Below are 25,089 nucleotides of genomic sequence, written 5' to 3'. Positions count from 1 at the left end.
CCCTAGAGCCACTTCTGCTTGCGGAAGAAATAGACCTGGATCGCCACCAGGATCACCAAAGCGCCGGTGACGATCCAGAACCCATTGGCACTGTGGGACAGGGGCAGGCCACCCACATTGATGCCCAACAGCCCGGTGATGAAGCCCAGCGGCAGCATGATCGCCGCCACCACCGACAGCATGTACATGTTGCGGTTCATCTGGTCGGAGGCCCGGTGCATCAGCTCTTCCTGCACCACCGCCGCCCGCTCGCGGGTGGCGTCGAGGTCCTCGAGGATGCGCAGATTGTGATCCACGATCTCGCGCAGATGCGCCCGCTCCCGATCCGTGAACGGACCAACACCCACCTGCAGCGCGTTAAGCGCTTCGCGCTGCGGCGCCAGGAACCGGCGCAGGGTGATCGCCCGCCGCCGCATCCGCCCCAGCTCGCGTTCGATGCCCCGGCCCGAGGCGGTGGCGTCGTCCAGCGCGGCTTCCTCCAGCTCGTCCACCGTCTCGTCGATGGCGCTCACCGCGTCATCCACCCGTGCCGACAGCCTGTCGGCGAGCAGGTGGAACAGTTCGGTCACCGATTTGGGCTTGGCCGGTCCTGTCACCCGCTGGCGCAGGGCGTCGATGCTCTGCAGCCGCCGGTGCCGCGTGGTGATCATGCGCCCGGGCTCGATCCAGCAGCGGATGGAGATCATGTCCTCCGGCCGCTGGCCGGGATTGAGATTGACCCCGCGCAGGGTCACCTGCACGGCAGTGCCGAAATCAATGGTGCGCGGGCGTGATTCGGTGGCCAGCAGGCCGTCGGCTGCGATCGGCTCCACGCCACTGTCCTCGCGGATGTAGCGGGCGCTGGTCTCATGGGTGTAGTCGAGATGGATCCAGATTTCGCCTTTGTCCGGCGTCCAGCTGCGCACCTCGTCCCAGCCCACCTGCCGCGCATCCCCCTGGCCGTCGAGCAGGAAAGCGCAGACAAGGCCGTCCGTTTCCTCGGATGGTACGGTCGGCTGAGTAGGGGCGGGGGTGTGTGTCATTGCTCCGTCCATCCTGCCATCCTGTCGGTGCGGGTGGCTTTTCATGATTCGCGTCACAAAGCTTGCAGCGCGGCGCCGCTGCGGCACAATGGCGTTGTGCCGAGGCAAACATGACAACAGCGCTGATCACCCACCCCGACTGCGACCTGCACGCCCCGCCGGAGAAACACCCCGAGCGCGTGGCCCGCATCGCCGCCGTGCTGTCGGCCCTCGATGGGCCCGAGTTCGACGCCCTGACGCGCCTGCGCGCCCGGCCCGTGACGAGCGACCAGCTTCTTCGCGTCCACCCGCACAACCATCTGGCCGCCATGGACGAGGCCGTGCCGCAGGACGGCTACAGCTTCATCGATGCGGACACGGTGATGGCGCCGGGCACGCTGACTGCAGCCCACCTCTCCGCGGGCGCAGCCGTGCAGGCGGTTGATCTCGTGATGGCCGGGGATGCGCGCAACGTCTTCTGCGCCATGCGCCCGCCGGGCCACCATGCAGAGCCCGAGACCGCCATGGGCTTCTGCTTTTTCAGTAATGCCGCCATCGCCGCCCGCCACGCCCAGGCGGTGCACGGGCTTGAGCGCGTGGCGGTTGTCGATTTCGACGTGCATCACGGCAACGGCACGGAAGCCGCCTTCTTCCACGAGCCGACGCTGTTTTATGCATCCACCCACCAGCACCCGCTTTATCCGGGCACCGGTGCTGCTGACGTGACGGGAGTGGCCGACAACATCCTCAACGTGCCCCTGCCGCCGCACGCGGATGGTGCCATGATGCGGGCCGCCTATGAGGAGAAGATCCTTCCGGCGCTGGACAGGTTTGCCCCGCAGCTGCTCATCATCTCCGCAGGCTTTGACGGACATCTGGCAGACCCGCTGGCGCAGATGGAGCTGACGGATGAGGACTTTGCCTGGATGACGCAGCAGCTCTGCGCCGTTGCAGCCCGCCATTGCGAAGGCCGCCTCATATCGCTACTTGAAGGGGGCTATGATCTGGATGCGCTGGGCAGCGCCACGGCAGCCCATCTGCGCGCCCTCATGGCAGCGTAACCCTCAAAGCCCGCCCACAGGACACGTTCACATGGCCGACAAGATCCCCGCCGATATCAAGAAACTCTCCTTCGAGGCGGCGCTCGAGGAACTTGAGCGCATCGTCAGCCAGCTCGAGGGCGGCGACGTAGATCTGGAAAAGTCCATCGAGGTCTATGAGCGCGGCACGGCGCTGAAGGCCCATTGCGAGGCCAAGCTGCGGGAAGCCGAGATGAAGGTCGAAAAGATCAGCCTCGGCCCCGACGGCGCGCCCGCCGGCACCGCCGCCGCCCATATGGACGACGACTGAGCCCGGCCCGAAAACAGGGCTTTTCCCCCGCTTTTGCCAGCCCGCCTGACCCCGGAGCCGCCACCGCGCGCCGGGCCACCTTGATTCCATGCGCAAAAGGCGTGAGCCTTCAAGCATTCCCCTACGCAAATGCGGCAAGGGGGGCTGAAAGCGCGCGCATCCCGGGAGACCCTCATGGCCGATCACCTGCCTGCCAAAACCCCGCTTCTTGACCGGGTGACGGTCCCCGCCGACCTCCGCGCGCTGTCAGAGAAAGACCTGCGCCAGTTCGCAGACGAACTCCGTGCTGAAACCATCGCCGCTGTCTCCGAAACCGGCGGGCATCTGGGTGCGGGGCTTGGCGTGGTCGAACTGACCACCGCCATCCACTATGTGTTCAACACCCCCGATGACCGGCTGATCTTCGATGTGGGCCACCAGTGCTACCCGCACAAGATCATCACCGGCCGCCGCGACCGCATCCGCACCCTGCGCCAGGGCGGCGGGCTATCGGGCTTCACCAAACGGGCGGAGAGTGGCTACGACCCCTTCGGCGCGGCGCATTCTTCGACGTCGATTTCAGCCGGTCTCGGCATGGCGGTGGCGCGCGACCTGAAACAGCGCGACAACAACGTGATCGCCGTCATCGGCGATGGCGCCATGTCCGCCGGCATGGCCTATGAGGCGATGAACAATGCAGGCGCGCTCGGCAGCCGCCTGATCGTCATCCTCAACGACAACGACATGTCGATCGCCCCGCCGGTGGGCGCCATGTCGGCCTATCTGGCGCGGCTCATTTCCGGGTCGTCCTACCGGACCTTGCGCAATTTCGCCCGCCAGCTGGCGGAGAAGATGCCGCGCACGCTGGAAACCACCGCCAAGCGGGCCGAGGAATATGCCCGCGGCATGGCGACCGGCGGTACATTGTTCGAGGAGCTGGGCTTCTATTATGTGGGCCCCATCGACGGGCACAATCTCGACCATCTGCTCCCGGTACTGAAGAATGTGCGGGACGCCAAGGACGGGCCGATCCTCATTCATGTGGTGACGCAGAAGGGCAAGGGCTATGCCCCAGCGGAAGCGGCTGCGGACAAATATCACGGCGTGTCGAAGTTCGACGTCATTACCGGCACTCAGCAAAAGGCCAAGGCCAACGCGCCTGCCTATACCAAGGTGTTTGCCAATGCGCTGGTGACGGAAGCCGAGGAAGACGACCGGATCGTCGCCGTCAATGCGGCCATGCCCGGCGGCACCGGGCTTGATATCTTCGCCGGACGCTTCCCCGAGCGCAGCTTCGATGTGGGCATCGCCGAGCAGCACGCGGTGACATTTGCAGCGGGGCTGGCGACCGAGGGCATGAAGCCATTTGCCGCGATCTATTCCACCTTCCTGCAGCGCGCCTACGATCAGGTGGTGCATGACGTGGCGATCCAGAAGCTGCCCGTCCGCTTTGCCATTGACCGGGCGGGCCTTGTGGGCGCCGACGGGCCGACCCATGCAGGCGCGTTCGACATCACCTATCTGTCCACTTTACCGGGCTTCGTGGTGATGGCCGCAGGCGATGAGGCCGAGCTGGTCCACATGGTGCGCACGGCGGCAGCCTATGACGAGGGGCCCATCGCCTTCCGCTATCCGCGCGGGGAGGGCATGGGCGTGGACATGCCGGAACGCGGGCAAATGCTCGAGATCGGCAAGGGCCGCGTGCTGCGTGAAGGCTCGAAGATCGCGATCCTCAGCCTTGGCGGCCGGCTGGCCGAATGCCTGGCCGCTGCCGATGATCTTGCCGCCCATGGCCTGTCCGCCACCGTGGCGGATGCGCGCTTTGCCAAGCCGCTGGATATTGATCTTATCAACCGCCTCGCGGATGCCCATGAGGTGCTCATCACCATCGAGGAAGGGTCGGTCGGCGGCTTCGGCAGCCATGTGCTGCAGCATCTCGCGATGAGCGGGCGGCTTGACCGGGGGCTGAAAATCAGGCCCATGGTGCTGCCTGATCGCTTTATCGATCAGGACAAGCCCGGCGTCATGTATGCGGAAGCGGGCCTCGACAGGGCAGCCATCGTCGCAACCGCGATGTCGGCCCTTGGCGTGGCGGAAACCGTGAGCGACACAGCGCCCCAACGCGCCTGAGACCCCAACCGGGTCTGAGGCCCCACCGCCCCAATTCGGAGAATTTCCGTGCGGCTTGATCTCTTGCTCGTGGACCGCGGGCTTGCTCCCTCGCGCGCCCGTGCGCAGGCCGAAATCAAGGCCGGCCGGGTGAAAGTGCGCGGCGTCGTCGCCGCCAAGCCGTCTCAGGAGTTTGATCCGGATACGGACATCACCCTGGACGAGCCGGCGATCCCCTATGTGTCGCGCGCGGGCCTGAAACTCGCCCACGCGCTGGACCAGTTCGGCATCCCGTCCAGGGACAAGGTGGTGCTGGATATCGGAGCGTCGACCGGTGGCTTCACCGATGTTGTGCTGACCCGCGGCGCAAGGCGCGTCTATGCGGTGGATGTGGGGCGCGATCAGCTATCGGAAAAGTTCCGCACCGATGACCGCGTCATTTCCCTTGAAGGCCAGGACGCGCGGACGCTGACCGCGGAACAGATCACCGAGCCGGTCGATATCATCGTCTGCGACGTGTCTTTCATTTCCGCTACCAAGGTGCTGCCCCATGCCTGCACATTCGCAAGCACGCCCGCCCGGCTTGTGGTGCTGGTGAAACCGCAATTCGAAGTAGGGCGCGAGGCCATCGGCAAGGGTGGCATCGTCAAGGATCAGGATGCCCGCCAGAGTTCCATCGAAACGGTCAGCGCGGCCATTACGGAGATGCCCGGCTGGACCATCACCGGCTGCGTGGAAAGCCCGATCGCCGGGGGCAGCGGCAATGTTGAGTTCCTGCTCGGGGCGCGTCTGGATGAAAAAGAATGATGGATAACGCAACAGATAAGGTGAAGCTGACGGGGCTGGCCCATAAGGGCGATGCCATGGCCGAGCTCGACGGCGAAACCATCTATGTGGATGGCGGTGCACCGGGGGACGTGGTGTCCCTCAACATGCAAGGTGCGCGCCCGCGCATCGTCGCGGTGCATGAGCCGTCGCCCCATCGCGTCGAGCCGCCCTGCCCGCAGGCCGGCCAGTGCGGCGGCTGCACGCTGCAGCATGTGAGCGACGGCTTTGTGGCGGAGTGGAAGCGCGAGCAGGTGATCTCGGCGCTGGCCCATCGCGGCATTGAGGCGGAGGTGATGCCCACCCTCACCGTGCCGCCCCGGTCGCGCAGGCGGGCGACTTTCGCGGCCCGCCGCAGCAATGCAGGCGTGGTGATCGGCTTTCATGAAAAGGCGTCGTCGCACATTGTCGATGTGTCGCCCTGCCTGCTGGTGAAGCCCGCCCTCATCGAGGGCCTGCCGGCACTGGCGCAGCTTCTGGAACCGGGCCTCACGCGGCGCGGGGAGGCGCGGGTCTCGGTTACCACCTCCACCAACGGGCTGGACGTGGCCGTCGAGATGCCCGGCAAGACGCTTGATCGCGCGCTGCTGTCGCATCTGTCCGAAGCCGGGCGGGCGGCGGGGCTGGCGCGCCTCACCTGGAACAACGAGCCGGTGGCCGAATGGCGGCCGCCGGTGATCGAGTTTGACGGGCTGGCCTGCGTGCCGCCCGCAGGCGGCTTTCTGCAGGCGGTGGCGCAGGCGGAGGACGCCCTGCGCGCCCGCGTGATCCAGGCGGTGACGTCGCGCAAGCGGGTGCGGCGTGTGGTTGATCTGTTTTCCGGCTGCGGGGCTTTCACCCTGCCGCTGGCGCGCCTGGCCAAGGTGGACGCGTTTGACAGCGACGCGGCGGCCATCGCGGCGCTCGACAAGGCGACCCGCCATCTGCAGGGGCTGAAGCCGATCCGCGCCGACAAGCGCGACCTGTTCCGCCGCCCGGTCTTTGCGATGGACCTCAAGGACTATGATGTGGCGGTGATCGACCCGCCGCGCGCCGGGGGGCTGGCCCAGTGCGAGCAGCTGGCGAAATCCAAGGTGCCGGTGGTGGCAGGCGTCTCCTGTAACCCGGCCACCTTCGCCCGCGACGCGCGGGTGCTGATCGATGGCGGCTACCGGCTCGGGGCGGTGACCCCGGTCGATCAGTTCCGCTGGTCGCCCCACGTAGAACTGGTCGCGGTGTTCGAACGCCCCTAGATTAGGGGAATGAGCGATGCATCCGCAGCCTCCGGGTCCCGTCCTGCTCTCAGGCTCGCCTACGGCCTGAGCCAAGGGGCGCGCGTGGCGTGGTATCTGGGCCAGTATGCTGCCACACGGCGCATCGTCGGCCCGCTGCGCGACGAAACATCAAGACCCCTGCGTACCGACGGCAAGGCACCGGACCGCCGGGCGCTGCTGAAGGCGGTGGCTGATCTGTTCGCCCGCGACTGGCGTAACGTCGAAAAGGGCATCTATGCCGCCCCGCATGACATGTCGCCACGCCCGGTCAACGGCTTGCGCAAGGCGCGCGCCTATTTGAAAGACGTGCCGCGGGTTGATGGCCGCAGGCGGGCGCGCGGGCACTCCGAAGTGCTTAACGAAGAACGCCGCCAGCGCTTCCCCCGCTACTATCTGCAGAACTTCCATTACCAGACCGGCGGCTGGCTGGATGATGCGTCGGCCGAGATCTACGACACCCAGGTGGAGGTGTTGTTCACCGGCACGGCGGACGCCATGCGGCGGCAGGCGCTTGTGCCGCTGGCCGACGCGCTCAGGGGCCGCGATCAGCGCGATGTGGCGATGCTGGATGTTGCCTGCGGCACGGGCCGCTTCCTGACCTTTGTGTGCGACAACTACCCCCGCCTCAATCTGACGGCGGTGGATCTGTCGCCCAACTATCTCGCCAAGGCGCGGCGGACACTGAAGAAATGGCGGCAGGTGCGCCTGGCCAACGCCAATGCCGAGCGGCTGCCGGTGGCCGACAACAGCCAGGACGTTGTGACCTGCATCTATCTGTTCCACGAACTGCCGCCGAAGATCCGCCGCGTGGTGGCGGCTGAGCTGGCGCGCGTGCTCAAGCCCGGCGGGCGGCTGATTTTCGTGGATGCCCTGCAAAAGGGCGATACGGAGGGCATGGACGCGCTGCTCGATTTCTTCCCCTGGGCATTCCACGAGCCCTATTTTGACTCTTACACGAAGGAAGACCTGACCACGCTGTTCAGCAAGGCCGGCCTCACGCCGCTGAGCGAGACGCCGGTCTTCCTGTCGAAGGTCATGAGCTTCGAGAAAAGCTGAGCCGGATCACACCCTCCCCTCGATGGGGAGGGTCGGCGGCGTGAGCCGCCGGGGTGGGGGGTACGGGCTCGGTCCGTGGAGATGGCGCTCAGGCGGGCTGAGAGAGATCCTCCGGTCAAGCCGTAGGATGAGCGGGAAAAAATACACCGCTATCCCTCCGGCTTGACCGGAGGGTCTCCGGGTGAGGGCGCACATACTCGCCCTCCCCACTAGGGGGAGGGGCTTGTTGGGCGCGCAGCTGTGCCCGATCTCACACGTGGTGCAGGTGCCGACGAATGGCGGCGAGGATTTCTTCGGGGCTGGCCAGGAGCGGTTCGAGCTTCACCACGACGATTGTGGCCGCCCGCCCGTCCTCGCCGCGCTTTGGTGACCAGATCTTGGTCATCAGGTCGCGCAGCGGGTCCTCCTTGTCCTCGGAGATCACGATCTCCTCGATCGGCGCAGCCAGCGTCAGCTCAAGATGGGCGTTGCGGATCGTGCGGACCGAGCGGTCGTAGATGCGCACATTGCGGATGCCGGTCCAGGGCAGCCAGCCCATGCCGTCGAGATAAAGCCCCTTCGGCTCGACCTTGAGCTGGGCCTTCTCGGTACGGACCATCGGGAAGAAGTAGAACGCCGCCGCCAGCATCACGATGGCCAGCAGATAGAGCCCCGGCACCGACGACATCACGCCGCCGAGCAGGAAGAACAGCCCGAAAAACGTGCCGCCATAGACCATCATCTCGCCGGCCTGGCGCTGATAGGTGGTGGCAAAGGAGGACGGCGGCGCATTGTCCTCGAAGGGATCGGAACCCGTCATGCCGTCATCCTTCTCTCTTCGCTAGCGGCCCAGATCCAGCCCGGCCACGCGGCCCGTCTGTGCCCGGTGGCGCAGGAGCTGGTCCGCCAGCACGCAGGCCATCATCGCTTCACCGACCGGCACCGCGCGGATGCCGACACAGGGGTCGTGCCGTCCCTTGGTGATGACACTGGTGTCCTGCCCGTCGAGATCAACCGTATCGCGCGGGGTGAGGATGGAGGAGGTGGGCTTCACCGCAAAGCGGGCGATGATGTCCTGGCCGGTGGAAATGCCGCCCTGCACGCCGCCCGCATGGTTGGCAGTGAAGACAGGTTTGCCGTTCTCCATGCGCATCTCATCGGCGTTTTCCTCGCCGGTCAGCGCCGCCACATCCATGCCGTCGCCGATCTCAACGGCCTTCACCGCGTTGATGCTCATCAGCGCCTGCGCCAGCTCCGCATCGACCTTGCCGTAGATTGGCGCGCCGAGACCGGCGGGCAGCCCACGTGCCTGAACCTCGATGGCCGCGCCGCAGGACGAGCCTGCCTTGCGGATGCCGTCGAGATACTCCGCCCACATGTCTGCCGTGGCAGCGTCCGGGCACCAGAACGGATTGTCCTCGAGGATCGACCAGTCCCAGTCGGCGCGGGGCAGGGTGAGCTTGTGCGGGCCCATCTGCACGAGAGCGCCGCGGATCTCGACGCCGTCACCAAGAATGGCCGTCAGGATCTTGCGGGCGATGGCCCCGGCGGCCACGCGCGCGGCGGTCTCGCGGGCTGATTGCCGCCCGCCGCCGCGATAATCGCGGATACCGTATTTGGCGTAATAGGCATAATCCGCATGCCCCGGCCGGAACTTGGACTTGATGTCGCCATAGTCCTTCGACCGCTGATCGGTGTTCTCGATCATCAGGCTGATCGGCGTGCCGGTTGTTACCTGCACACCGTCCTCCTCGCGCGGGAAGACGCCGGAGAGGATGCGGACCTGGTCCGGTTCGCGGCGCTGGGTGGTGTATTTGTTCTGCCCGGGCTTGCGCTTGTCCATCCACACCTGGATGTCGTCTTCCTCAAGCGGAATACCCGGCGGGCAGCCATCCACCACGCAGCCGAGCGCGGGCCCGTGCGACTCGCCCCAGGTGGTGACGCGGAAGAGATGTCCGAAAGTGTTGTGGCTCATGGAGGCTAAGCTAGTGCGGCAGCGCCAAAGAGGCTAGGGGCTCCCTCAGGAGACGGCGATGTCCGGCGCGTCTTCCGCCTTCATGCCGACCACATGATAGCCGCCATCCACGTGATGCACTTCGCCGGTGACGGCCTTGCCCATGTCGGACAGGAGATACAGCGCCGACATGCCCACCTCGTCGATGGTCACGGTCCGCCGCATGGGGGCGTTGTACTCGTTCCATTTGAGGATGTAGCGGAAATCACCGATGCCGCTGGCGGCCAGCGTCTTGATGGGGCCCGCGGAAATCGCGTTGACGCGGATGTTCCGCTTGCCGAGGTCTTCGGCCATGTAGCGGACACTGGCTTCCAGCGCCGCCTTGGCCACGCCCATCACATTGTAGTGGGGCATCACCTTCTCGGCGCCGTAATAGGTGAGCGTCACCATCGAGCCGCCGTCATGCATCAGCTTCTCCGCCCGCTGGGCGATGGCCGTGAACGAGTAGCAGGAGATGTTCATGCTCATCAGGAAATTGTCGAGCGAGGTGTCCACATAGCGGCCCTTGAGCTCCGCCTTGTCGGCAAAGGCAATGGCGTGGACCACGAAATCAAGCTTGCCCCATTCCTTCTCGAGCGTTTCGAACACAGCATCCATGGAGGCTGCATCCGTCACGTCGCAGGGCAGCACCAGCTTGGCGCCCAGCTGCTCGGCCAGCGGGTCCACCCGCTTCTTCAGTGAATCGCCCTGATAGGTGAAGGCCAGTTCCGCGCCCGCTTCGGCTGCTGCTTTCGCAATGCCCCATGCGATGGACCGGTCATTGGCGACCCCCATGATCAGGCCGCGCTTGCCTTCCATCAGACCCGAAACGCTCATCTGGACCTCGTCTTCTTGCTCTTGGCAGAATTATGCGCGCGGACACTCCGAACACCGCCGGACCGCGCAAACCACGTGATTTGACCCCATGCCATAGCCGATCCCGCCAGTGCTGGCCAGCACAAGCCCATCACGACATGTGTTCAATTGTGGCAGATTTTAACGGTCCCGCCCCGGCCCGTGGCGCTGGTGGCGAAACACCCCGTGGCGCCTTGAGTCACCCCAGGCCGAAGGCCGCCCGCGGATCATGGGATTTGGCCCCGGCCCAGCGGCGCACAAAGGCCTGCAAGTCGGCATCCGGCGTGTCCGGCAGCATGACGATCAGCTCGATCAGCTGATTCCCGTCGCTGCCGTCGGGTTTTTTGAGGCCCTTGCCGGTGAGACGCAGCACCGTGCCTGAATTGGAGCCTGCGGGGATCGTCACCCACACCCGCCCCGTCACGGTCGGCACCTGCACCTTTGCGCCTTCAATGGCCTCGGCGATGGAAATCGGCAGCGCCAAATGAATGTCGTGGCCTTCGCGGCTGAAATAGGGGTGCGGCTCGATATCCACCGTCACCAGCGCGTCGCCCGCACTGCCGCCGGCGGACCCCGCAGCGCCGAGACCGCGCAGGCGCACCTGCTTGCCGTCTTCAATCCCCGCCGGAAGCGTCACGTCGACCGTGCGGCCCGTGGGCAGCGTTACCCGGTGCGTGCCGCCCTTGGCTGCGTCCAGGAAGGGCAGGGGCAGGGTGCAGGCAATGTCATCGCCGCGCCGCTCAAACGGCTTGAAGCCCGCCCGCCTGATATTCTCGAAAAAGCCCCGGCCGGATTTGTCGTCCGTGTCCTTCTCATCCGATGGCCTGTCGGCATCGGCCCTGACCGAACTCCGCCGCGCCGGCTGCTCCTTGCGGGCCGTACCGGACGCCTTTGTACGCGGCTGCCTGCCGGGGCGGGACGTATCGCCCGATGACGGTTCGGCATCGTCCTCCCCGTCGGCGCGGGGCTGTTCATAGGCGCGGGTGGCTTCAGCGGCGCTCGCGGTGATGCGTTCCTCCGCATCCGCCAGCGCCCGGAGCGCGCGATAGGCCTCGGTGATTTCCTGAAAACGGCTCTGCGCGCGCCGGTCACCGCCGGCCGTATCGGGATGATACTGCTTGGCCAGCCGGCGATAGGCGCGCTTGACCGTCTCGGCATCGGCGCCCTTGGCGACGCCCAGAACCTGGTGCGGATCACGCATGAAGTATTGAAAGCCCGGAAATCCGTGAAAATTACGGGGCAGAGTCTGGCCGAAAGCGCCATACCATAGGGTTAACGCCGCATCACGCCAGCGTGGTTACAGGCCTATTTCGGCATCTGGTCGATCAGCGCCTGGAACTGGGCGGCCTCGCGCTCGGCTTCCCCGCGCCGCCGCGGCCCCAGCTCACCGGACAGGCTGCTTGCGGCCTTCTGCGCCTCTGCATGCCCCTGGCCTGCCGCCAATTGCCACCAGGCAAGCGCTGCCACCGGGTCCCGCGGCTCGCCTTCGCCGCGATTGCGCATGCGCCCCAGCATGTATTGGGCGTCCGCATCGCCGCGATAGGCCCGGGCCTCGAACTGTGCCAGCGCCGCCCGGTATTCCCGCCGCGCATAGGCATCCTTGCCGTCGGGGAGGCCGGTCACCGCCTCGGGAAAGCTCAGGGCCATCGTTTTCGGTGCTGCCTCGGGAGCCGCAGCAGCCTCTTCACTCTCTGCCGTAGCGTCCGCTGTCTCCGCCGCATCATCTGCGTTCGACGTGTCGTCCGCCGGGGTCGCGCTCTCTTGCCTGTCCTCGGCGCGTTCCTCCGTGTCCGCTGCACCGGCAGGTGCTTCGGGCGGTTCCGCTTTTTCGTCAGGAGACGGAGTAATTTTATCCGGATGGCCCTCGCTGCTCGGCCCTGGCAGGATCATTACAAGCTCGGCAAGCCGGTCGAGGGCGGGCTGGTATCCGGCACGGGCGGACAGGGCGTACCAGCCAAGGGCGCGGCCGGGATTGGGCGCTTCCACGAGACCCGTCTCGTAAAGCTGCGCCAGGTGGAACTGCGCCAGCGGATGGCCGCCGCGGGCGGCGAGATCCAGCCAGTAGGCGGCCTCTTCCTCGTCCTTGTCGCCACCTTCACCGGCCAGCAGCATCATGGCGAGGTCTGTCTGCGCGGTGACGAAGCCATATTCCGCTGACTGCCGGTAGAAGAAGCGGGCGCGCGATGCATCCTTCTCGACGCCGAGGCCGCGCCGCAGCATGTGCGCCACGTTGCGCTGGGCGGCGAGGTCGCCATTCTGCGCCAGCGGCAGCCACAGCTCGAAGGCCCGCCCATAGCGTTCCGCGTCATAGGCCTTCACCCCGTCCGCGAACTGCTTTTCCAGCACCGCATTGCTCGGCCGCGTCCCGTCGCCTTCCTGTGCTGTGGCGGGCAGGGGGGCTGCAAGGGCCGCCGCGAGGCCGAGGCCGAGAGCAACGAGGGGAAGAAAAGGAGAGGGGAGCGGCATGGGCATAAGGCTCTCTGGCAGCATGGTGCGGGCGGCTGGGGACCGCCTGCGGGACGGGGCAATTGGCGCGTACGCTTTGCGCGGTCATGGCCCGCGCGCGTGCAAACCCTATATGCCATGATAACGAATACGCCGTCGCGGCACGTTTCGTTCAACCGCACGCTTTTATTGGGACCATTTCATGACCACGCCTGACCAGCACGCAGAACAGGATGCGGACGAAATCTTCACCTCGCAGGACCCCATGGCCCTGTTTGACGAGTGGATGGCAACCGCCGGCAAGAGCGAGCTGAACGACCCCAATGCCATGGCGCTGGCCACGGTGGACGAGGACGGCCTGCCGGATGTGCGCATGGTGCTGCTCAAGGGCGCGGACAAGGCGGGCTTCGTGTTCTACACCAACCTTGAAAGTGCCAAGGGCCGGGAACTCGCCGCCAGCGGCAAGGCCGCCCTGTGCTTCCACTGGAAGAGCCTACGCCGCCAGATCCGTGTGCGCGGCCCGGTGGAGCGGGTGACCGATGCCGAGGCGGACGCCTACTACGACAGCCGCGCCCGCGACAGCCGCATCGGCGCCTGGGCGTCACGCCAGTCGCGACCGCTGGAAAGCCGGTTCGAGCTGGAAAAGGAAGTGGCCCGCTACGCCGCCAAATACGCCATCGGCCATGTGCCGCGCCCGCCGCACTGGTCCGGCTTCCGCATCCTGCCGCAGCAGATCGAGTTCTGGCGCGACCGGCCTTTCCGCCTGCATGACCGGCTGGTGTTCCGCCGCAGCGGCGACCTGACGGCGGAGAACTGGAACTGGACAACGGAACGCCTGTTTCCGTGAGGCGCGCGCAGAGGCGGCCTAGTGCCCCTGCGGAGCCGGGGTGACCTGCAAATGCAAACGCCTCTCAAAATTCGTTTCAAATCAAGGGCTTAAGTGTCCCGCCGGGCTGTGCTATGAGGCCGCCCATGAAGACGATTGATGGTCCCCGGTCCTATCGCCGCTCGGTGAGCCCCGAGCGCGCCGCGACGCTGATGAAGCGCGCCACCTATGCCTCGGTGGCGGTGGCGGTCGTGCTCATCTCCATGAAGGCCTGGGCCGTGTGGGTGACAGGCTCCATGGCGCTGCTGGCGACCTTTCTCGACAGCCTGCTCGACGGGGCGGCGTCCCTCGTCAACCTGTTCGCCGTGCGCGTGGCGCTGACCCCGGCGGACCGGCAGCACCGCTTCGGCCACGGCAAGGCGGAAGCGCTGGCGGGGCTCGGCCAGGCAGCGCTGATCGGCGCGTCGGCGCTTTATCTGGGGGTTGAAAGCGTCAGCCGCCTGCTGGACCCGACGCCGGTGGAGCAATCCACCCTGGGTATCGCCGTCATCGTCGTGTCCTTGGGCTTCACCGCCGTGCTGGTGGTCTATCAGCGCTATGTGCAGCGGGTGACAGGCTCGCTGGCCATTGCCGCCGACAGCCTGCACTACGCCAGCGACTTCATTCTCAACCTTGGTGTCATCGCCGCCCTCGTCATCGCGGGCACCCTCGGCATCGTCTGGGCCGATCCGGTCATCGCGCTGGCGCTGGCTTTCTGGATTGGCTACGCGGCCTGGGAAATTGTCTCCCGCGCCACCAGCGAGCTGATGGACCGGGAGCTGCCGCAGGAAGACCGGCTGCGGATCGAAGAGATCGCCCTGTCTCACCCGCAGGTGCATACGATCCACGATCTGCGCACCCGCACATCGGGCCGCACGGTGTTCATCCAGTTCCACCTGGAAATCCCCGGTGACCTCAGCCTACGCCATGCCCACGACGTGGCGGATACGGTCGAGCTGGCCATCGCGACGGAGTTTCCGGATGCGGAAATCCTGATCCACCAGGACCCGGCCGGTCACGAAGACGTGCCGGAGGCCATGCACCCGGAAAGTCCTCTGGCGCCCACCCCGCCGACCGCCTAGATTGCGGTCCATGAACACGCCCCCGGACACGCGCAAACGCACCCTCATCCTTACCGGCGCCAGCCGCGGCATCGGCCACGCCACCGTCATGCGGTTTTCGCAGGCAGGCTGGCGGGTCATCACCTGTTCGCGCCACGCCTTCCCGGAAAACTGCCCGTGGGAAGCGGGACCGGAGGATCACATCCAGGTCGATCTGTCGGACCCGGACGATACCGAGCGCGCGGTGGCGGAAATCCGCAACCGCCTGCGCGATCAGGACAGCTGCCTGGATGCGCTGGTGAACAATGCGGGCATCAGCCCCAAGGGGCCCGATGGCGGCCGACTGGGGACGATGAACACCGAGCTGGCCGACTGGCTGCACGTCTTCCACGTCAACCTCTTCGCCCCGGTCTTCCTGGCGCGCGGGCTGGTGGACGAGCTTGAAAAGGCGCAAGGGGCGGTGGTGAATGTGACGTCGATTGCCGGCAGCCGCGTGCACCCGTTTGCCGGGGCCGCCTATGCCACCTCCAAGGCGGCGTTGGCCGCGCTGACCCGTGAGATGGCGTCCGATTTCGGCCCCCGCGGCATCCGCGTCAACGCCATCGCGCCGGGCGAGATCGATACCTCGATCCTGTCGCCGGGCACCGAGAAGATCGTCGAGGAAATCCCCATGCGCCGCCTCGGCCAGCCTGCCGAAGTGGCGGAGACGATCTTCTATCTGTGCTCACCGCAGTCGAGCTATGTCACCGGTGCGGAAATCCACATCAATGGTGGCCAGCACGTCTGACAGGAGGACGTCTGACGGGAACACCCTCAGGCGGTGCGCAGGCCCTCCTTGGTGACCCAGTGCTCGGTGGCATCCAGCGCCCGCTCCAGCCGGTCGAACATCTCGTTGACCTCGTCTTCCTGGATGATCAGCGGCGGGCACAGGGCCACGATGTCGCCGCCCAGCGCGCGTGACAGGAGACCCTCTGCTTCCGCATTCATCTGGCAGGTGATGCCGACCTTCTGCGCCGGATCAAACGACCGCTTGGTGGCCTTGTCGGCGACAAGCTCCACCGCGCCGATGAGCCCCTTGGCCCGCGCATTGCCCACCAGCGGGTGGTCGGCGAGCTTTGCAAAGCGGCCCTCGAAAACCGGCGCGAGCTTGCGCACATGGCCGACGATGTCGCGCTTCTTGTAGATTTCGAGCGTCTTGATGGCGACCGCCGCGCAGACCGGGTGCGCCGTATAGGTATAGCCATGGCCGAAGGTGCCGATCTTCCGGCTTTCCTCCAGCATCGCCTCATACATCTGGTCGCCGATGGTGATCGCGCCGATGGGCAGATAGGCCGATGACAGCGCCTTGGCGACGGAAATCGAATCCGGCTGCATGTCGAAGGTCTGCGACCCGAACATGTTGCCCGTGCGCCCGAAGCCGCAGATCACTTCATCCGCCACGAAATAAACGTCGTGCTTATCGAGCACCTTCTTGATCTTGGGGAAGTAGCCGTCCGCCGGAATGAGCACGCCGCCCGCACCCTGAATGGGCTCGGCGAAGAACGCCGCCACCGTGTCCGGGCCTTCATGCTCGATGAACTGGTCCAGCTCCTTCGCCAGACGGTCCGTAAACTGATCATCCGTCTCCCCCGGTTCCGCCTCGCGATAGGCAAACGGGCAGTTGACGTGGTGGATGCGGTCGATCGGCAGGTCGAAATCGCGCTGGTTGGGCACAAGCCCCGTGAGGCTGGCGGTGGCGACCGTGACGCCGTGATAGGCGCGCTTGCGGGAGATGATCTTCTTCTTCTCCGTCTTGCCGCGGGCATTGTTGTAGTACCAGATGAGCTTGATCTGCTGGTCGTTGGCCTCCGAGCCCGAGCCACAGAACAGCACTTTCGAGGTCGGATGCGGCGAGATTTCCTTCACCGCTTCGGCCAGCTCGATGGCGCGCTCATGGCTCTTGCCGGCAAAAGTGTGCGTGTAGGGCAGGGTGGCCAGCTGCTGGGTGGCTGCTTCGATCAGCTCTTTTTCGTTGTAGCCGAGCGACGTGCACCACAGCCCGGCCAGCCCCTCGATATATTGCTTGCCGTTGGTGTCCCACACATGGATGCCCTCGCCGCGCTCCATCACAACCGGCCCCGTCTGCCGGAAGGCATCGAGATTGGTGTAGGGGTGGATCAGCGTTTCGATGTCGCGCATCTGCGCATTGGTGAGATCCATGGGGCATCCTCCTGTTACTCCGCAGCCTGGCATCAGGACAGCGCGCCGAGACTTGGCGCCGACAGTTAGCAATGTGCCGACACGCAAAGTCAAAGCCTTGCGCCCGGCGCACCGCCGACCAATATGTGACCGGCGGTCAATGTTTCCGCCGGACCAGGGGAGAGGTCAATGTCACGATTTGCAGGAAAGACAGCCGTGATCACCGGCGGGGCGGACGGCATAGGCGCCGCCTATGCGCTGGCGCTGGCGGATGCGGGTGTCCATGTCGCGGTTCTGGATGTGCTGGACGACAAGGCAGCGGAGACATCCCAGGCGGTGGCGGACAGAGGCGTCAAATCGATCGCTGTTCATGCGGATGTCACGGACCCGGCGAGCCTTGCCGCGGCCCAGGAGCAAGTGGTGAAGGACCTCGGCCCGGTTGCCCTGCTGATCATCAATGCAGGCGTGGGGATTGGCGGCGGCTATATCGGGGCATCGCGCCGCGCCGTGGACTGGCTGCTGAACGTCAATGTGCTCGGCCCCATCAACACCGCCCGCGCCTTTGTGCCGGCCATGATGGAGACGGACGGCGACCGCCATGTGGCTTTTACCGCGTCCTCGGCCTGTTTCGCGCAACTGGACGCAGGGCTCGCCGCCTATGGCGCCAGCAAGAAGGCGATGGCGGGGCTGGCGGAAGGCATCCGGGCAGAGCTTGCGCCGCACGGGATCGGTGTCACCACCATCTATCCGGGCCTCGTCAACACCCGCATCTGGGACGCCGCCCGCGCCCGGCCGGACAAGTTCGGCGGGCCCCGGCATCAGCCCGAGGAAGCCGGGGCGCATTGGCGGGACGAAGGCATGACGGTTGAGCATGTCGCCGCCCGCGCCATGGCGGCGATTGATGCCGGCGACATGCATTGCATCGTGCCCGATGACCGCACGCGGGACAATTTCGATGAGACGTTTGATCTTCTGCGCGCGGGCTTCCCGGCGCAATCCTGAGATCAGGCGAAATCCGGCGGGGCCACGAAACCGCCGAGCTCGCGCTCCAGCATCGAGGCGATGGCGATGGTGGTGAAGTCCTCGAGATAGGGGCCGACCACCTGCACGCCCACCGGCAGGCCCGCCTTGGTGCGGCTCACCGGCACGGCCGTGCTCGGCAGGTAGGAGACGAGCGGCAGGCCCGCCCAGCTCACGAGATCGAGATAGGGCCGCGCCTCGCCGTTCACCGTCAGCGCGCGCTTGTGGAAGTTGGACTGCTGGTCATGCGGGAAGGCCGCCACGGGAATGACCGCCATCAGCACCGCATCATAGGTGTCGAAGAACTGCGCCCACTTGGCGCGCATCTGCGCCTGCTCTTCCTTCAGTTCGAGCCAGCGGTGATGGGTCAGCGCCGCGCCGCGCGCCTGCATGGCCTCATGGCTTGTGTCCGACGGATCCAGCGTTGCCGCGGCCTCCTTCATGCGCGCGACGACAGGCGCCGGGAAGCCGCGCGTGGTGCCGCCATGCAGCAGCGTCGAATAGATCTCGAACGCCTCGGCGAAATCGAAGTCCGGCCGCGCGTCGCGGTGGACGGTGGCGCCGGCCTTTTCGAGCGCGTCCGCCGCCTGTTCCATGATCGCGACATTCTCGCTTTCCACCGGGCAGAACGGGTCATCGAACCAGGTGGCGATGGTGAGTTCCCGTGGGTCGCGCGCCCGCGGCTCCGGCAGGGCGGGGGCATAGCCCACCGCGTTGAAGTCATCCGGCCCCATGATCATCGACAGGGTGATCTCCAGATCGCGCGCCGAGCGCGCCAGCGGCCCGACCACGGACAGGTCCGGCTGGAACAGCGACCCCGGCAGGCCGGGCAGATGCCCGCGCTTGGACACAAGGTCATAGCTCGGCTTGTGGCCGAACACGCCGCACAGATGTGAGGGAGTACGGATCGACCCGCCAATGTCCGAGCCGATCTCTAGCGGCGTCAACCCCGCCGCCAACGCCGCGGCCGCCCCGCCGGACGACCCGCCCGGCCCCCGCGTCAGGTCCCAGGGATTGTTGGTGGTGCCGTAGACCTCGTTGTAGCTCTGAAGATCGCCGGAAAAGAGCGGCACATTGGTCTTGCCAAAGACAATCGCACCGGCCGCCTTGATGCGCGCCACCGCATCCGCGTCGCGCTCCGGCACGTGATCCTTGAACATCGGCGAGCCGCCGGTGGTGGTGAGACCTTCGGTTTCCAGCGCGTCCTTGATGGTCATCGGAACGCCGTGATAGGGGCCCCATAATTCGCCGCGCGACAGGGCGTGGTCCGCTTCCTCCGCCTGCGCCAGCGCGCGCTCGAAATCCGTGGCCACGATGGCGTTGACCTTGCCGTTATGGGCAGCGTGCCGCGCCGTGAAGTGATCCAGCAATTCCACCGCGGAAATCTCGCGGCGTCGGATCATGGCGGCCAGAACATGGGCCGGGGCGAAGCTCAGATCGCTCATCGGGCGGGTATTCCTTTTGTTTCCTGGGGTCTTTTTTGCGTTTTCCGCCGGGTATCCGGGGTTTTTCAGGGCGTAAGGCGCGATTGCTGCGTTGAGCACCTCGCTCACGTCGCTTAAGGTACGGGCCAATGCCGGGTCCGCGCAATGCGGCAGGCTGAAGACCCATGCAATCAAGAAGGCCGCGGGCTCACCCGCCACGCGACGCCACGTCATCAGGGAGAGAGCCCATGAAAGGGTTGATGCAGGACTGGCCGCTGCTGGTCCACACCATCATTGATCACGCCGCGCAGTATCACGGCGACCGCGAAATCGTGACCCGTTCGATCGAAGGTCCGATCCGCCGCACCACCTACATGGATGTGCACAAGCGCGCCCGCAAGGTGGCCAATGCGCTGAAGCATCTGGGCATCGGCAAGGGCGACGTGGTGGCCACCATGGCGTGGAACACGGACCGTCACCTGGAAGCCTGGTACGGCATCATGGGCCTCGGCGCTGTGTGCCACACGCTCAACCCGCGCCTGTTCGCCGAGCAGCTCGTCTATATCGCCAATCACGCCGAGGACAAGGTCATCTTCGTTGACCTCACCTTCGTGCCGATCATCGAAGGCATTGCCGACCAGCTGTCGCACCTCAAGCACGTGATCGTCATGTGCGACGAGGCGTCGATGCCGGAAACCAAGCTGAAGAACGCCCATTGCTACGAGACGCTGATCAACGGCTTCTCCGAGGACTTCGCCTGGGTGAAGGTGGACGAGAACGACGCCTGCGGCCTGTGCTACACCTCCGGCACCACGGGCAACCCCAAGGGCGTGCTCTACTCGCACCGCTCCAACGTCATCCACTCGCTGGCGGTCAACAACGCCGACGCCCTCGGCATGCGCTCCATCGACAACGTGCTGCCGGTGGTGCCCATGTTCCACGCCAATGCGTGGGGCATTGCCTTCGCGGCCCCCGCCACCGGCGCCAAGCTGGTGATGCCGGGCGCCAACATGGATGGTGCGTCGATCTATGAACTTCTGGACACGGAGAAAGTCAGCGTCACAGCCGCCGTGCCCACCGTGTGGCTGATGCTGCTGCAGCACCTGCAGGAGACCGGCAAGCAGCTGCCCTATCTCAACCGCGTCGTCATCGGCGGGTCCGCTGCGCCGCGCATGATGGTCGAAGCCTTCGAGCGTGACTATGACGTGCAGGTGTTCCACGCCTGGGGCATGACCGAGCTGTCGCCGCTGGGCACGCTCGGCTCGCTCAAGGCCGGCATGGAAGAGATGGATTTCGACAAGCAGATCGACGTCAAGATCAAGCAGGGCCGCCCGGTCTACACGGTGGAAATGAAGATCACCGATGACGACGGCAAGGAGCTGGACCGCGACGGCGTGGCCTTCGGTCACCTGATGGTGCGCGGGCCTGCCATTGCCGGTGAATATCTGAAGGGCGAGGGCGGTCAGATCCTCGACGAGGACGGCTGGTTCGACACCGGCGACGTCGCCACCATCGACGCCGACGGCTACATGACCATCACCGACCGCGCCAAGGACGTGATCAAGTCCGGCGGCGAATGGATTTCGTCGATCGAGCTCGAGAACCTCGCCGTGGGCCACCCGGACGTGGCGGAAGCCGCCGTCATCGGCGTGGTGCATCCCAAATGGGACGAGCGCCCGCTGCTCATCTGTGTGGCGGCGGAGGGCAAGTCTCCTTCCAAGGACGAGATCCTGGGCTACATGGACGGCAAGATCGCCAAGTGGTGGATGCCGGATGACGTGGTGTTCGTGGACGAGATTCCGCACACCGCCACCGGCAAGATCCAGAAGCTGGCGCTGCGCAAGCAGTTCGAAGGCTATGAGCTGCCGACGGCCAATCTCGAAAAGGGCGCGGCTGAATAGTCCGCATCCGTCTCATCGCCCCGGCCGGGTCACGCTGGCCGGGGCGTTTTGTTGAACTGAAGGCGCCGGTGGCGAGCCCGAACGGGCCGGGCGCGAAGGGGAGCGGGGCGCAAGGCCCCGTTGGTTGGGTCAATGAGTGATGCATCGCGCTCGCGTATCGCGGGCCTGTCTCTGCGCTTTGTCATTGCCGGCATTATTGTCGCCGTGATCGCGCTTCTTCTCACCCGTTTCGGCGTGCTGCATTTCCGGTCAGGCCTGATCGGCGTTGCCGGCGGCATGCTGGTGGTGGGCGCGGGCACGCTGCTCGGCATCATCGGCATCATCCGCGGGGTGATGGGCAAGCCGGGCCTTGCGCCCTCCGCCATTGCCGCTGTGGCCGGCATCGTGATCCTCGCCGTGCCGGTGTCCAACGCGCTGGGCGGCGGGTCCGTGCCGCCGATCCACGATATCTCGACCGATCTCGAAACCCCGCCGGACTTCGTCTCCGTCGTCGCCCTGCGCGGCGAGGACAGCAACCCGCTGACCCGCACGGAGCCCGCGGACCTCGCGGAGCAGCAGCGCGCGGCCTATCCGCAACTGCAGACCCTGATCGTGGAAGACGACATCGCGACGGTGTTCGCCGCAGCCCTTGAGGAAGCGACCGCCCAGGGCTGGGACATCGTCGATGCCGCCGAACCGGAGAACGGCGAAGCCGGCCGCATCGAGGCGACCGACACGACGCTGCTGTTCGGCTTCAAGGACGACGTGGTCATCCGCATCGCCGATGACGGTCCGGACAGGACCCTGGTGGACATGCGCTCCGTCAGCCGTGTCGGCATCTCCGACCTCGGCAAGAACGCCGCCCGCATTGAGGGCTTCTTCGACGGGCTGAAGGGGCGGCTGTAGGACGGGAGTCTTTTTCCTCGCCAGCTCCATGCCAGCTCCCCTGTCCGGTCCACCTTCCGCTCCACGGCCCGCCCCCTCCGCTTATCCTCCGGCTTGACCGGAGGATCTCATAGAGGCTCAGGCAGGGGGAGAGAGACCCTCCGGTCAAGCCGGAGGGATGCGGGGGTTTAAGAGGGTATGAGGGCAAGTTTTCCCCGCCCCCTGCCTCTTGCCGCATACTCATCCCATGACCTCCTGCCGCACGGGCAGCCGGGCCGACCGGACCTGGGTGGGAGGGCGGATGCCCGGAAGGCCGGGCGAGAGGCGGCCCCTTGGGAACGTGGGGTGCGCGCGCTCAGCCGCGATGCGCAAGTAACGGGTGCGCATTAGATGGGTGGTGGTGTCCCGAACCCGGTCACGCCCTGAAAAAGCTGGCCCCACCGCGTCCAGGCCCGTTCCAAAGTGTGGAGGGTGGAAGCAGGGTTCGCGGGGTTGGACACGCAGGGTAATGCCTGCCCCGCCCCGGTCCGGTCACCGCTGGCAGCCATCCGCGCGGGACGCGCCTGAGGCTTGCGACCCAAATTTGTTTATTGCTCCTACCGGCGCCGCGTGAGCGCCGGGCGCGTCCTGCTCTCCCCTATGCCCGCAACGGCAATGCCGTGTGCGGAGGGTTTGGTATGCGTAATCACGGCAGCCAGTATTCGCCGCTGATTTCCGGTGTGCCATTCGTCAGCACACGGCCTTCTTCGGCCATCTGTTTCATATGGGCGAAGACGGAGCGGGCGGCGGCGGGGTAGAGGCGTTTGTCGGTTTCAGCATACATCACCGGCACCATGGCGGTGATGGTGCGGTCGCCTTCCTCAAGGCGCTTGAGGATCTGCGCTTCGCGCGCCTTGCGGTGGGTGATGTAGCCGCGCACCAGCGACTGCGGCTTGTCCACGGGTGCGCCATGGGTGGGATAATAGACCGCGTCGTCGCGCTCCAGCAGCTTGCGGAGCGAGGCCATATAGGCGCGCATGTCGCCATCGGGCGGGGCGATGACGGCGGTGGACCAGCCCATCACATGGTCGCCGGTAAAAAGCGCCTTTTCCTCGCGCAGGCCGAAGCACATGTGGTTGGAGGTATGGCCCGGCGTGAAGACACACTCGACGGTCCAGCCATCGCCCCCGATGACATCGCCGTCGGCGATCACGTGATCAGGCACAAACGCCATGTCGCCGCCTTCGTCCATCTTGGCACCCTCAGGCGCGGGCTGGCCGGAGCCGTGCGGGCCGAAGCCATAGGTGGGCGCGCCGGTCTTTTCCTTGAGCGGGGCTGCGGCGGGGGAATGGTCGTTGTGGGTGTGGGTGATGAGAATGTGGGTGATGGTCTCGCCCGGAAGACCATCGAGGATCGCCTGCACATGGGCGTCATCCAGCGGCCCCGGATCGATCACCGCCACCTTGCCGCGGCCGATCACATAGGTGCCGGTGCCCTTGAAGGTGAAGGCGCTGGGGTTCTGCGCCACCACGCGGCGCACCAGCGGCGACACCTCGACCATGTGGCCGTAGTCGGGCTCGAAATCGCGGGTGAGGGGCAGGTCAGCCATGGGCGGTATCCGTCTTGAGAGGGGAGGGCGCGGGGGCGGCGGGAGCAGCGCGCAAGGCAGCCGCGTCGGCAGCGGCCGCAGCAGCCACCCTGCGGTGGTGCTTCTGGCGCAGGGCACGGAAACGGGCGGCCGGGTTGGTGCGTTTGAGGCTGCGGCTCAGCCAGCCGGGGACGCGGCTTTCGAACGCGCCGAGGGCGCGGTCCACGACCGTGTGCCGCGCCCGGACGCCCTGCACCAGGCGGCGCATGAACTTTGAATGGGCAACGAGAATGGCGACGCCGGGCACCACCAGGAAAACGCCGAAGGCGAAGGGCGGCGGCAGGATCACGATCACCAGGCCCGGGATGAGCAGGAGCCACCCCAGTGTGATCATGAAGGTATGGGTGATGATGCGCATGTTTCGCTGACCCGTTGATGCCGATCGCCATGAATTACATGGCAAGCGGCGGCTGTGAACACAAGCCTCCGGACCCGCCCCGCCGGGAAGACCGGGCGCCGGTTGCGTGAATTTCGCGTGAAATCGCGTGCCTCTCTGGACCTGCGGCCCGGCCACAGGCTATGCCGGAAGCACCAACAAAACCTTGCCCCGTGGGGCCCGTCTATCGGGCGGCAGCGGGGCACTCCAGGGAGACGTCACCCATGAAGCTCTACAATTCCATCGGCCCGAACCCCAAAATGGTTCGCATGTTCATGGCCGAGCGCGGCATCACCCTTGATACGGTGGAGGTCGACCTGATGGGCGGCGAGAACCGGCGCGAGGAATATGTGAAGCGCAACCCGCGCGGCCAGCTGCCCTGCCTGGAACTCGACGACGGCACCTATGTCGCCGAGATCACCGTCATCTGCGAATATCTGGATGAGCTGAACGGCCAGTCCGACCTTATCGGCACCACGCCGGAGGCCCGCGCCGAAACCCGCATGTGGACGCGCCGCGCCGACCTATATGTGTGTGAGCCCCTGGCCAACGGCTTCCGTTTCTCCGAGGGTCTTGCCCTGTTTGAGCCGCGCATGCTGACCCGCCCGGAAGCCGCCGACGGCCTCAAGGCCATGGCCGCCAACGGCATGCAGTGGTTTGACCGCGCCCTGGAAGGCCGCACCTGGCTTGCCGGGGACCGCTTCACCCTGGCCGATATCCTGCTCTACTGCTTCCTCGAGTTCGGCACCACTGTGGGCCAGCCCATCGCCGATGACCTGGCCAATCTCAAGGCCTGGTACGACCGCGTCGCCGCGCGCCCGTCAGCTGCGGCCTGAGGCGGGGCCGCGCCCTGATCAAGGGTCCGCAAACGCAAACGGCCCGGCAGGCATCCCCCCGCATGGGATGCCCCGGGCCGTTTCATATCGTC

The 25,089-nt window shown here is 66.1% G+C and carries 23 protein-coding genes; 13 read left to right on the top strand and 10 right to left on the bottom strand.

Features of this window, described 5'->3' with window-relative positions; translation table 11 throughout:
* Positions 1–2 precede the first annotated feature (2 nt).
* Positions 3–1,022 carry a zinc transporter ZntB gene (locus tag HG718_RS09760; protein ID WP_160588208.1) on the bottom strand — a complete coding sequence of 340 codons (1,020 nt, stop codon included), beginning with the start codon at positions 1,020–1,022 and terminating at the stop codon, positions 3–5.
* A 110-nt stretch (positions 1,023–1,132) separates the two neighbouring features.
* On the opposite strand from HG718_RS09760, the gene HG718_RS09755 reads away from it, so the two are divergent.
* From HG718_RS09755 to HG718_RS09730, 6 genes are all read left to right on the top strand, one after another.
* Positions 1,133–2,062, top strand: coding sequence for a histone deacetylase family protein (locus HG718_RS09755; protein ID WP_160588206.1), 930 nt, complete (start codon positions 1,133–1,135; stop codon positions 2,060–2,062).
* 31 nt (positions 2,063–2,093) lie between these two features.
* Complete coding sequence (locus tag HG718_RS09750) at positions 2,094–2,351, top strand: exodeoxyribonuclease VII small subunit (protein WP_160588204.1); 258 nt, start codon at positions 2,094–2,096, stop codon at positions 2,349–2,351.
* A 174-nt stretch (positions 2,352–2,525) separates the two neighbouring features.
* On the top strand, positions 2,526–4,460 hold the full coding sequence (dxs, locus tag HG718_RS09745) for a 1-deoxy-D-xylulose-5-phosphate synthase (RefSeq protein ID WP_160588202.1): 1,935 nt from the start codon (positions 2,526–2,528) through the stop codon (positions 4,458–4,460).
* 48 nt (positions 4,461–4,508) lie between these two features.
* Complete coding sequence (locus tag HG718_RS09740; protein WP_160588200.1) at positions 4,509–5,246, top strand: TlyA family RNA methyltransferase; 738 nt, start codon at positions 4,509–4,511, stop codon at positions 5,244–5,246.
* The gene (locus HG718_RS09735; protein WP_205345686.1) at positions 5,246–6,496 is read left to right on the top strand and encodes a class I SAM-dependent RNA methyltransferase; all 1,251 of its coding nucleotides are present in this window, start codon (positions 5,246–5,248) and stop codon (positions 6,494–6,496) included. The genes HG718_RS09740 and HG718_RS09735 overlap by 1 nt, the downstream gene beginning before the upstream one ends.
* A gap of 9 nt (positions 6,497–6,505) precedes the next feature.
* Positions 6,506–7,573: a class I SAM-dependent methyltransferase gene (locus tag HG718_RS09730; RefSeq protein ID WP_160588198.1), complete on the top strand. Its 1,068-nt coding sequence runs from the start codon at positions 6,506–6,508 to the stop codon at positions 7,571–7,573.
* 250 nt (positions 7,574–7,823) lie between these two features.
* On the opposite strand, the gene HG718_RS09725 is transcribed toward HG718_RS09730, so the two are convergent.
* From HG718_RS09725 to HG718_RS09705, 5 genes are all read right to left on the bottom strand, one after another.
* On the bottom strand, positions 7,824–8,372 hold the full coding sequence (locus tag HG718_RS09725; RefSeq protein WP_160588196.1) for a hypothetical protein: 549 nt from the start codon (positions 8,370–8,372) through the stop codon (positions 7,824–7,826).
* A gap of 21 nt (positions 8,373–8,393) precedes the next feature.
* Complete coding sequence (aroC, locus tag HG718_RS09720; RefSeq protein WP_160588194.1) at positions 8,394–9,527, bottom strand: chorismate synthase; 1,134 nt, start codon at positions 9,525–9,527, stop codon at positions 8,394–8,396.
* Positions 9,528–9,572: 45 nt separating this feature from the next.
* The gene (fabI, locus tag HG718_RS09715) at positions 9,573–10,382 is read right to left on the bottom strand and encodes an enoyl-ACP reductase FabI (protein WP_160588192.1); all 810 of its coding nucleotides are present in this window, start codon (positions 10,380–10,382) and stop codon (positions 9,573–9,575) included.
* 217 nt (positions 10,383–10,599) lie between these two features.
* Entirely contained in the window at positions 10,600–11,601 is a 1,002-nt protein-coding gene (locus HG718_RS09710; RefSeq protein WP_027840348.1) for a DnaJ C-terminal domain-containing protein, read from the bottom strand.
* Positions 11,602–11,705: 104 nt separating this feature from the next.
* Positions 11,706–12,866 carry a tetratricopeptide repeat protein gene (locus tag HG718_RS09705; protein ID WP_160588190.1) on the bottom strand — a complete coding sequence of 387 codons (1,161 nt, stop codon included), beginning with the start codon at positions 12,864–12,866 and terminating at the stop codon, positions 11,706–11,708.
* Between the two features lie 181 nt (positions 12,867–13,047).
* Between HG718_RS09705 and pdxH the strand changes: the two genes are divergently transcribed.
* The 3 genes from pdxH (at position 13,048) to HG718_RS09690 (ending at position 15,558) form a co-directional block, all read left to right on the top strand.
* Positions 13,048–13,692, top strand: coding sequence for a pyridoxamine 5'-phosphate oxidase (gene pdxH, locus HG718_RS09700; protein WP_027840349.1), 645 nt, complete (start codon positions 13,048–13,050; stop codon positions 13,690–13,692).
* Between the two features lie 125 nt (positions 13,693–13,817).
* Complete coding sequence (locus HG718_RS09695; RefSeq protein ID WP_192928129.1) at positions 13,818–14,792, top strand: cation diffusion facilitator family transporter; 975 nt, start codon at positions 13,818–13,820, stop codon at positions 14,790–14,792.
* Between the two features lie 10 nt (positions 14,793–14,802).
* Positions 14,803–15,558: an SDR family NAD(P)-dependent oxidoreductase gene (locus tag HG718_RS09690; RefSeq protein WP_160588188.1), complete on the top strand. Its 756-nt coding sequence runs from the start codon at positions 14,803–14,805 to the stop codon at positions 15,556–15,558.
* Positions 15,559–15,584: 26 nt separating this feature from the next.
* Here the strand turns inward: HG718_RS09690 and HG718_RS09685 are convergent, their stop codons facing one another.
* Entirely contained in the window at positions 15,585–16,970 is a 1,386-nt protein-coding gene (locus HG718_RS09685) for an aminotransferase (RefSeq protein WP_160588186.1), read from the bottom strand.
* 168 nt (positions 16,971–17,138) lie between these two features.
* Here HG718_RS09685 and HG718_RS09680 point away from each other — a divergent pair, with 168 nt between their 5' ends.
* On the top strand, positions 17,139–17,951 hold the full coding sequence (locus HG718_RS09680) for an SDR family NAD(P)-dependent oxidoreductase (protein WP_170080201.1): 813 nt from the start codon (positions 17,139–17,141) through the stop codon (positions 17,949–17,951).
* Positions 17,952–17,953: 2 nt separating this feature from the next.
* Here HG718_RS09680 and HG718_RS09675 read toward each other — a convergent pair whose 3' ends face one another.
* The gene (locus HG718_RS09675) at positions 17,954–19,414 is read right to left on the bottom strand and encodes an amidase (protein WP_160589080.1); all 1,461 of its coding nucleotides are present in this window, start codon (positions 19,412–19,414) and stop codon (positions 17,954–17,956) included.
* A 227-nt stretch (positions 19,415–19,641) separates the two neighbouring features.
* On the opposite strand from HG718_RS09675, the gene HG718_RS09670 reads away from it, so the two are divergent.
* Complete coding sequence (locus HG718_RS09670; protein ID WP_160589081.1) at positions 19,642–21,294, top strand: long-chain-fatty-acid--CoA ligase; 1,653 nt, start codon at positions 19,642–19,644, stop codon at positions 21,292–21,294.
* A 132-nt stretch (positions 21,295–21,426) separates the two neighbouring features.
* Complete coding sequence (locus HG718_RS09665) at positions 21,427–22,179, top strand: DUF1499 domain-containing protein (RefSeq protein ID WP_160589082.1); 753 nt, start codon at positions 21,427–21,429, stop codon at positions 22,177–22,179.
* 664 nt (positions 22,180–22,843) lie between these two features.
* Here HG718_RS09665 and HG718_RS09660 read toward each other — a convergent pair.
* The gene (locus tag HG718_RS09660) at positions 22,844–23,746 is read right to left on the bottom strand and encodes an MBL fold metallo-hydrolase (RefSeq protein WP_160587270.1); all 903 of its coding nucleotides are present in this window, start codon (positions 23,744–23,746) and stop codon (positions 22,844–22,846) included.
* Complete coding sequence (locus HG718_RS09655) at positions 23,739–24,143, bottom strand: hypothetical protein (protein ID WP_160587271.1); 405 nt, start codon at positions 24,141–24,143, stop codon at positions 23,739–23,741. Before HG718_RS09655 ends, HG718_RS09660 begins: the two co-directional genes overlap by 8 nt.
* A 242-nt stretch (positions 24,144–24,385) precedes the next feature.
* Here HG718_RS09655 and HG718_RS09650 point away from each other — a divergent pair, with 242 nt between their 5' ends.
* A complete protein-coding gene (locus HG718_RS09650) occupies positions 24,386–24,997 on the top strand; it encodes a glutathione S-transferase family protein (RefSeq protein ID WP_027844832.1) in 612 nt (203 codons plus the stop codon).
* Positions 24,998–25,089 lie beyond the last annotated feature (92 nt).

Source organism: Pyruvatibacter mobilis (assembly GCF_012848855.1).
GTDB lineage: Bacteria > Pseudomonadota > Alphaproteobacteria > CGMCC-115125 > CGMCC-115125 > Pyruvatibacter > Pyruvatibacter mobilis.
This window is presented reverse-complemented; position numbering and strand designations above follow the sequence as displayed.

Coding starts and splice junctions, on each gene's coding strand:
- HG718_RS09760 (WP_160588208.1), bottom strand. CDS start 1,022: ATGACACACACCCCCGCCCCTACTCAGCCGACCGTACCATCCGAGGAA.
- HG718_RS09755 (WP_160588206.1), top strand. CDS start 1,133: ATGACAACAGCGCTGATCACCCACCCCGACTGCGACCTGCACGCCCCG.
- HG718_RS09750 (WP_160588204.1), top strand. CDS start 2,094: ATGGCCGACAAGATCCCCGCCGATATCAAGAAACTCTCCTTCGAGGCG.
- dxs (WP_160588202.1), top strand. CDS start 2,526: ATGGCCGATCACCTGCCTGCCAAAACCCCGCTTCTTGACCGGGTGACG.
- HG718_RS09735 (WP_205345686.1), top strand. CDS start 5,246: ATGGATAACGCAACAGATAAGGTGAAGCTGACGGGGCTGGCCCATAAG.
- HG718_RS09730 (WP_160588198.1), top strand. CDS start 6,506: ATGAGCGATGCATCCGCAGCCTCCGGGTCCCGTCCTGCTCTCAGGCTC.
- HG718_RS09725 (WP_160588196.1), bottom strand. CDS start 8,372: ATGACGGGTTCCGATCCCTTCGAGGACAATGCGCCGCCGTCCTCCTTT.
- aroC (WP_160588194.1), bottom strand. CDS start 9,527: ATGAGCCACAACACTTTCGGACATCTCTTCCGCGTCACCACCTGGGGC.
- fabI (WP_160588192.1), bottom strand. CDS start 10,382: ATGAGCGTTTCGGGTCTGATGGAAGGCAAGCGCGGCCTGATCATGGGG.
- HG718_RS09710 (WP_027840348.1), bottom strand. CDS start 11,601: ATGCGTGATCCGCACCAGGTTCTGGGCGTCGCCAAGGGCGCCGATGCC.
- HG718_RS09705 (WP_160588190.1), bottom strand. CDS start 12,866: ATGCCGCTCCCCTCTCCTTTTCTTCCCCTCGTTGCTCTCGGCCTCGGC.
- pdxH (WP_027840349.1), top strand. CDS start 13,048: ATGACCACGCCTGACCAGCACGCAGAACAGGATGCGGACGAAATCTTC.
- HG718_RS09695 (WP_192928129.1), top strand. CDS start 13,818: ATGAAGACGATTGATGGTCCCCGGTCCTATCGCCGCTCGGTGAGCCCC.
- HG718_RS09690 (WP_160588188.1), top strand. CDS start 14,803: ATGAACACGCCCCCGGACACGCGCAAACGCACCCTCATCCTTACCGGC.
- HG718_RS09685 (WP_160588186.1), bottom strand. CDS start 16,970: ATGGATCTCACCAATGCGCAGATGCGCGACATCGAAACGCTGATCCAC.
- HG718_RS09680 (WP_170080201.1), top strand. CDS start 17,139: ATGTCACGATTTGCAGGAAAGACAGCCGTGATCACCGGCGGGGCGGAC.
- HG718_RS09675 (WP_160589080.1), bottom strand. CDS start 19,414: ATGAGCGATCTGAGCTTCGCCCCGGCCCATGTTCTGGCCGCCATGATC.
- HG718_RS09670 (WP_160589081.1), top strand. CDS start 19,642: ATGAAAGGGTTGATGCAGGACTGGCCGCTGCTGGTCCACACCATCATT.
- HG718_RS09665 (WP_160589082.1), top strand. CDS start 21,427: ATGAGTGATGCATCGCGCTCGCGTATCGCGGGCCTGTCTCTGCGCTTT.
- HG718_RS09660 (WP_160587270.1), bottom strand. CDS start 23,746: ATGGCTGACCTGCCCCTCACCCGCGATTTCGAGCCCGACTACGGCCAC.
- HG718_RS09655 (WP_160587271.1), bottom strand. CDS start 24,143: ATGCGCATCATCACCCATACCTTCATGATCACACTGGGGTGGCTCCTG.
- HG718_RS09650 (WP_027844832.1), top strand. CDS start 24,386: ATGAAGCTCTACAATTCCATCGGCCCGAACCCCAAAATGGTTCGCATG.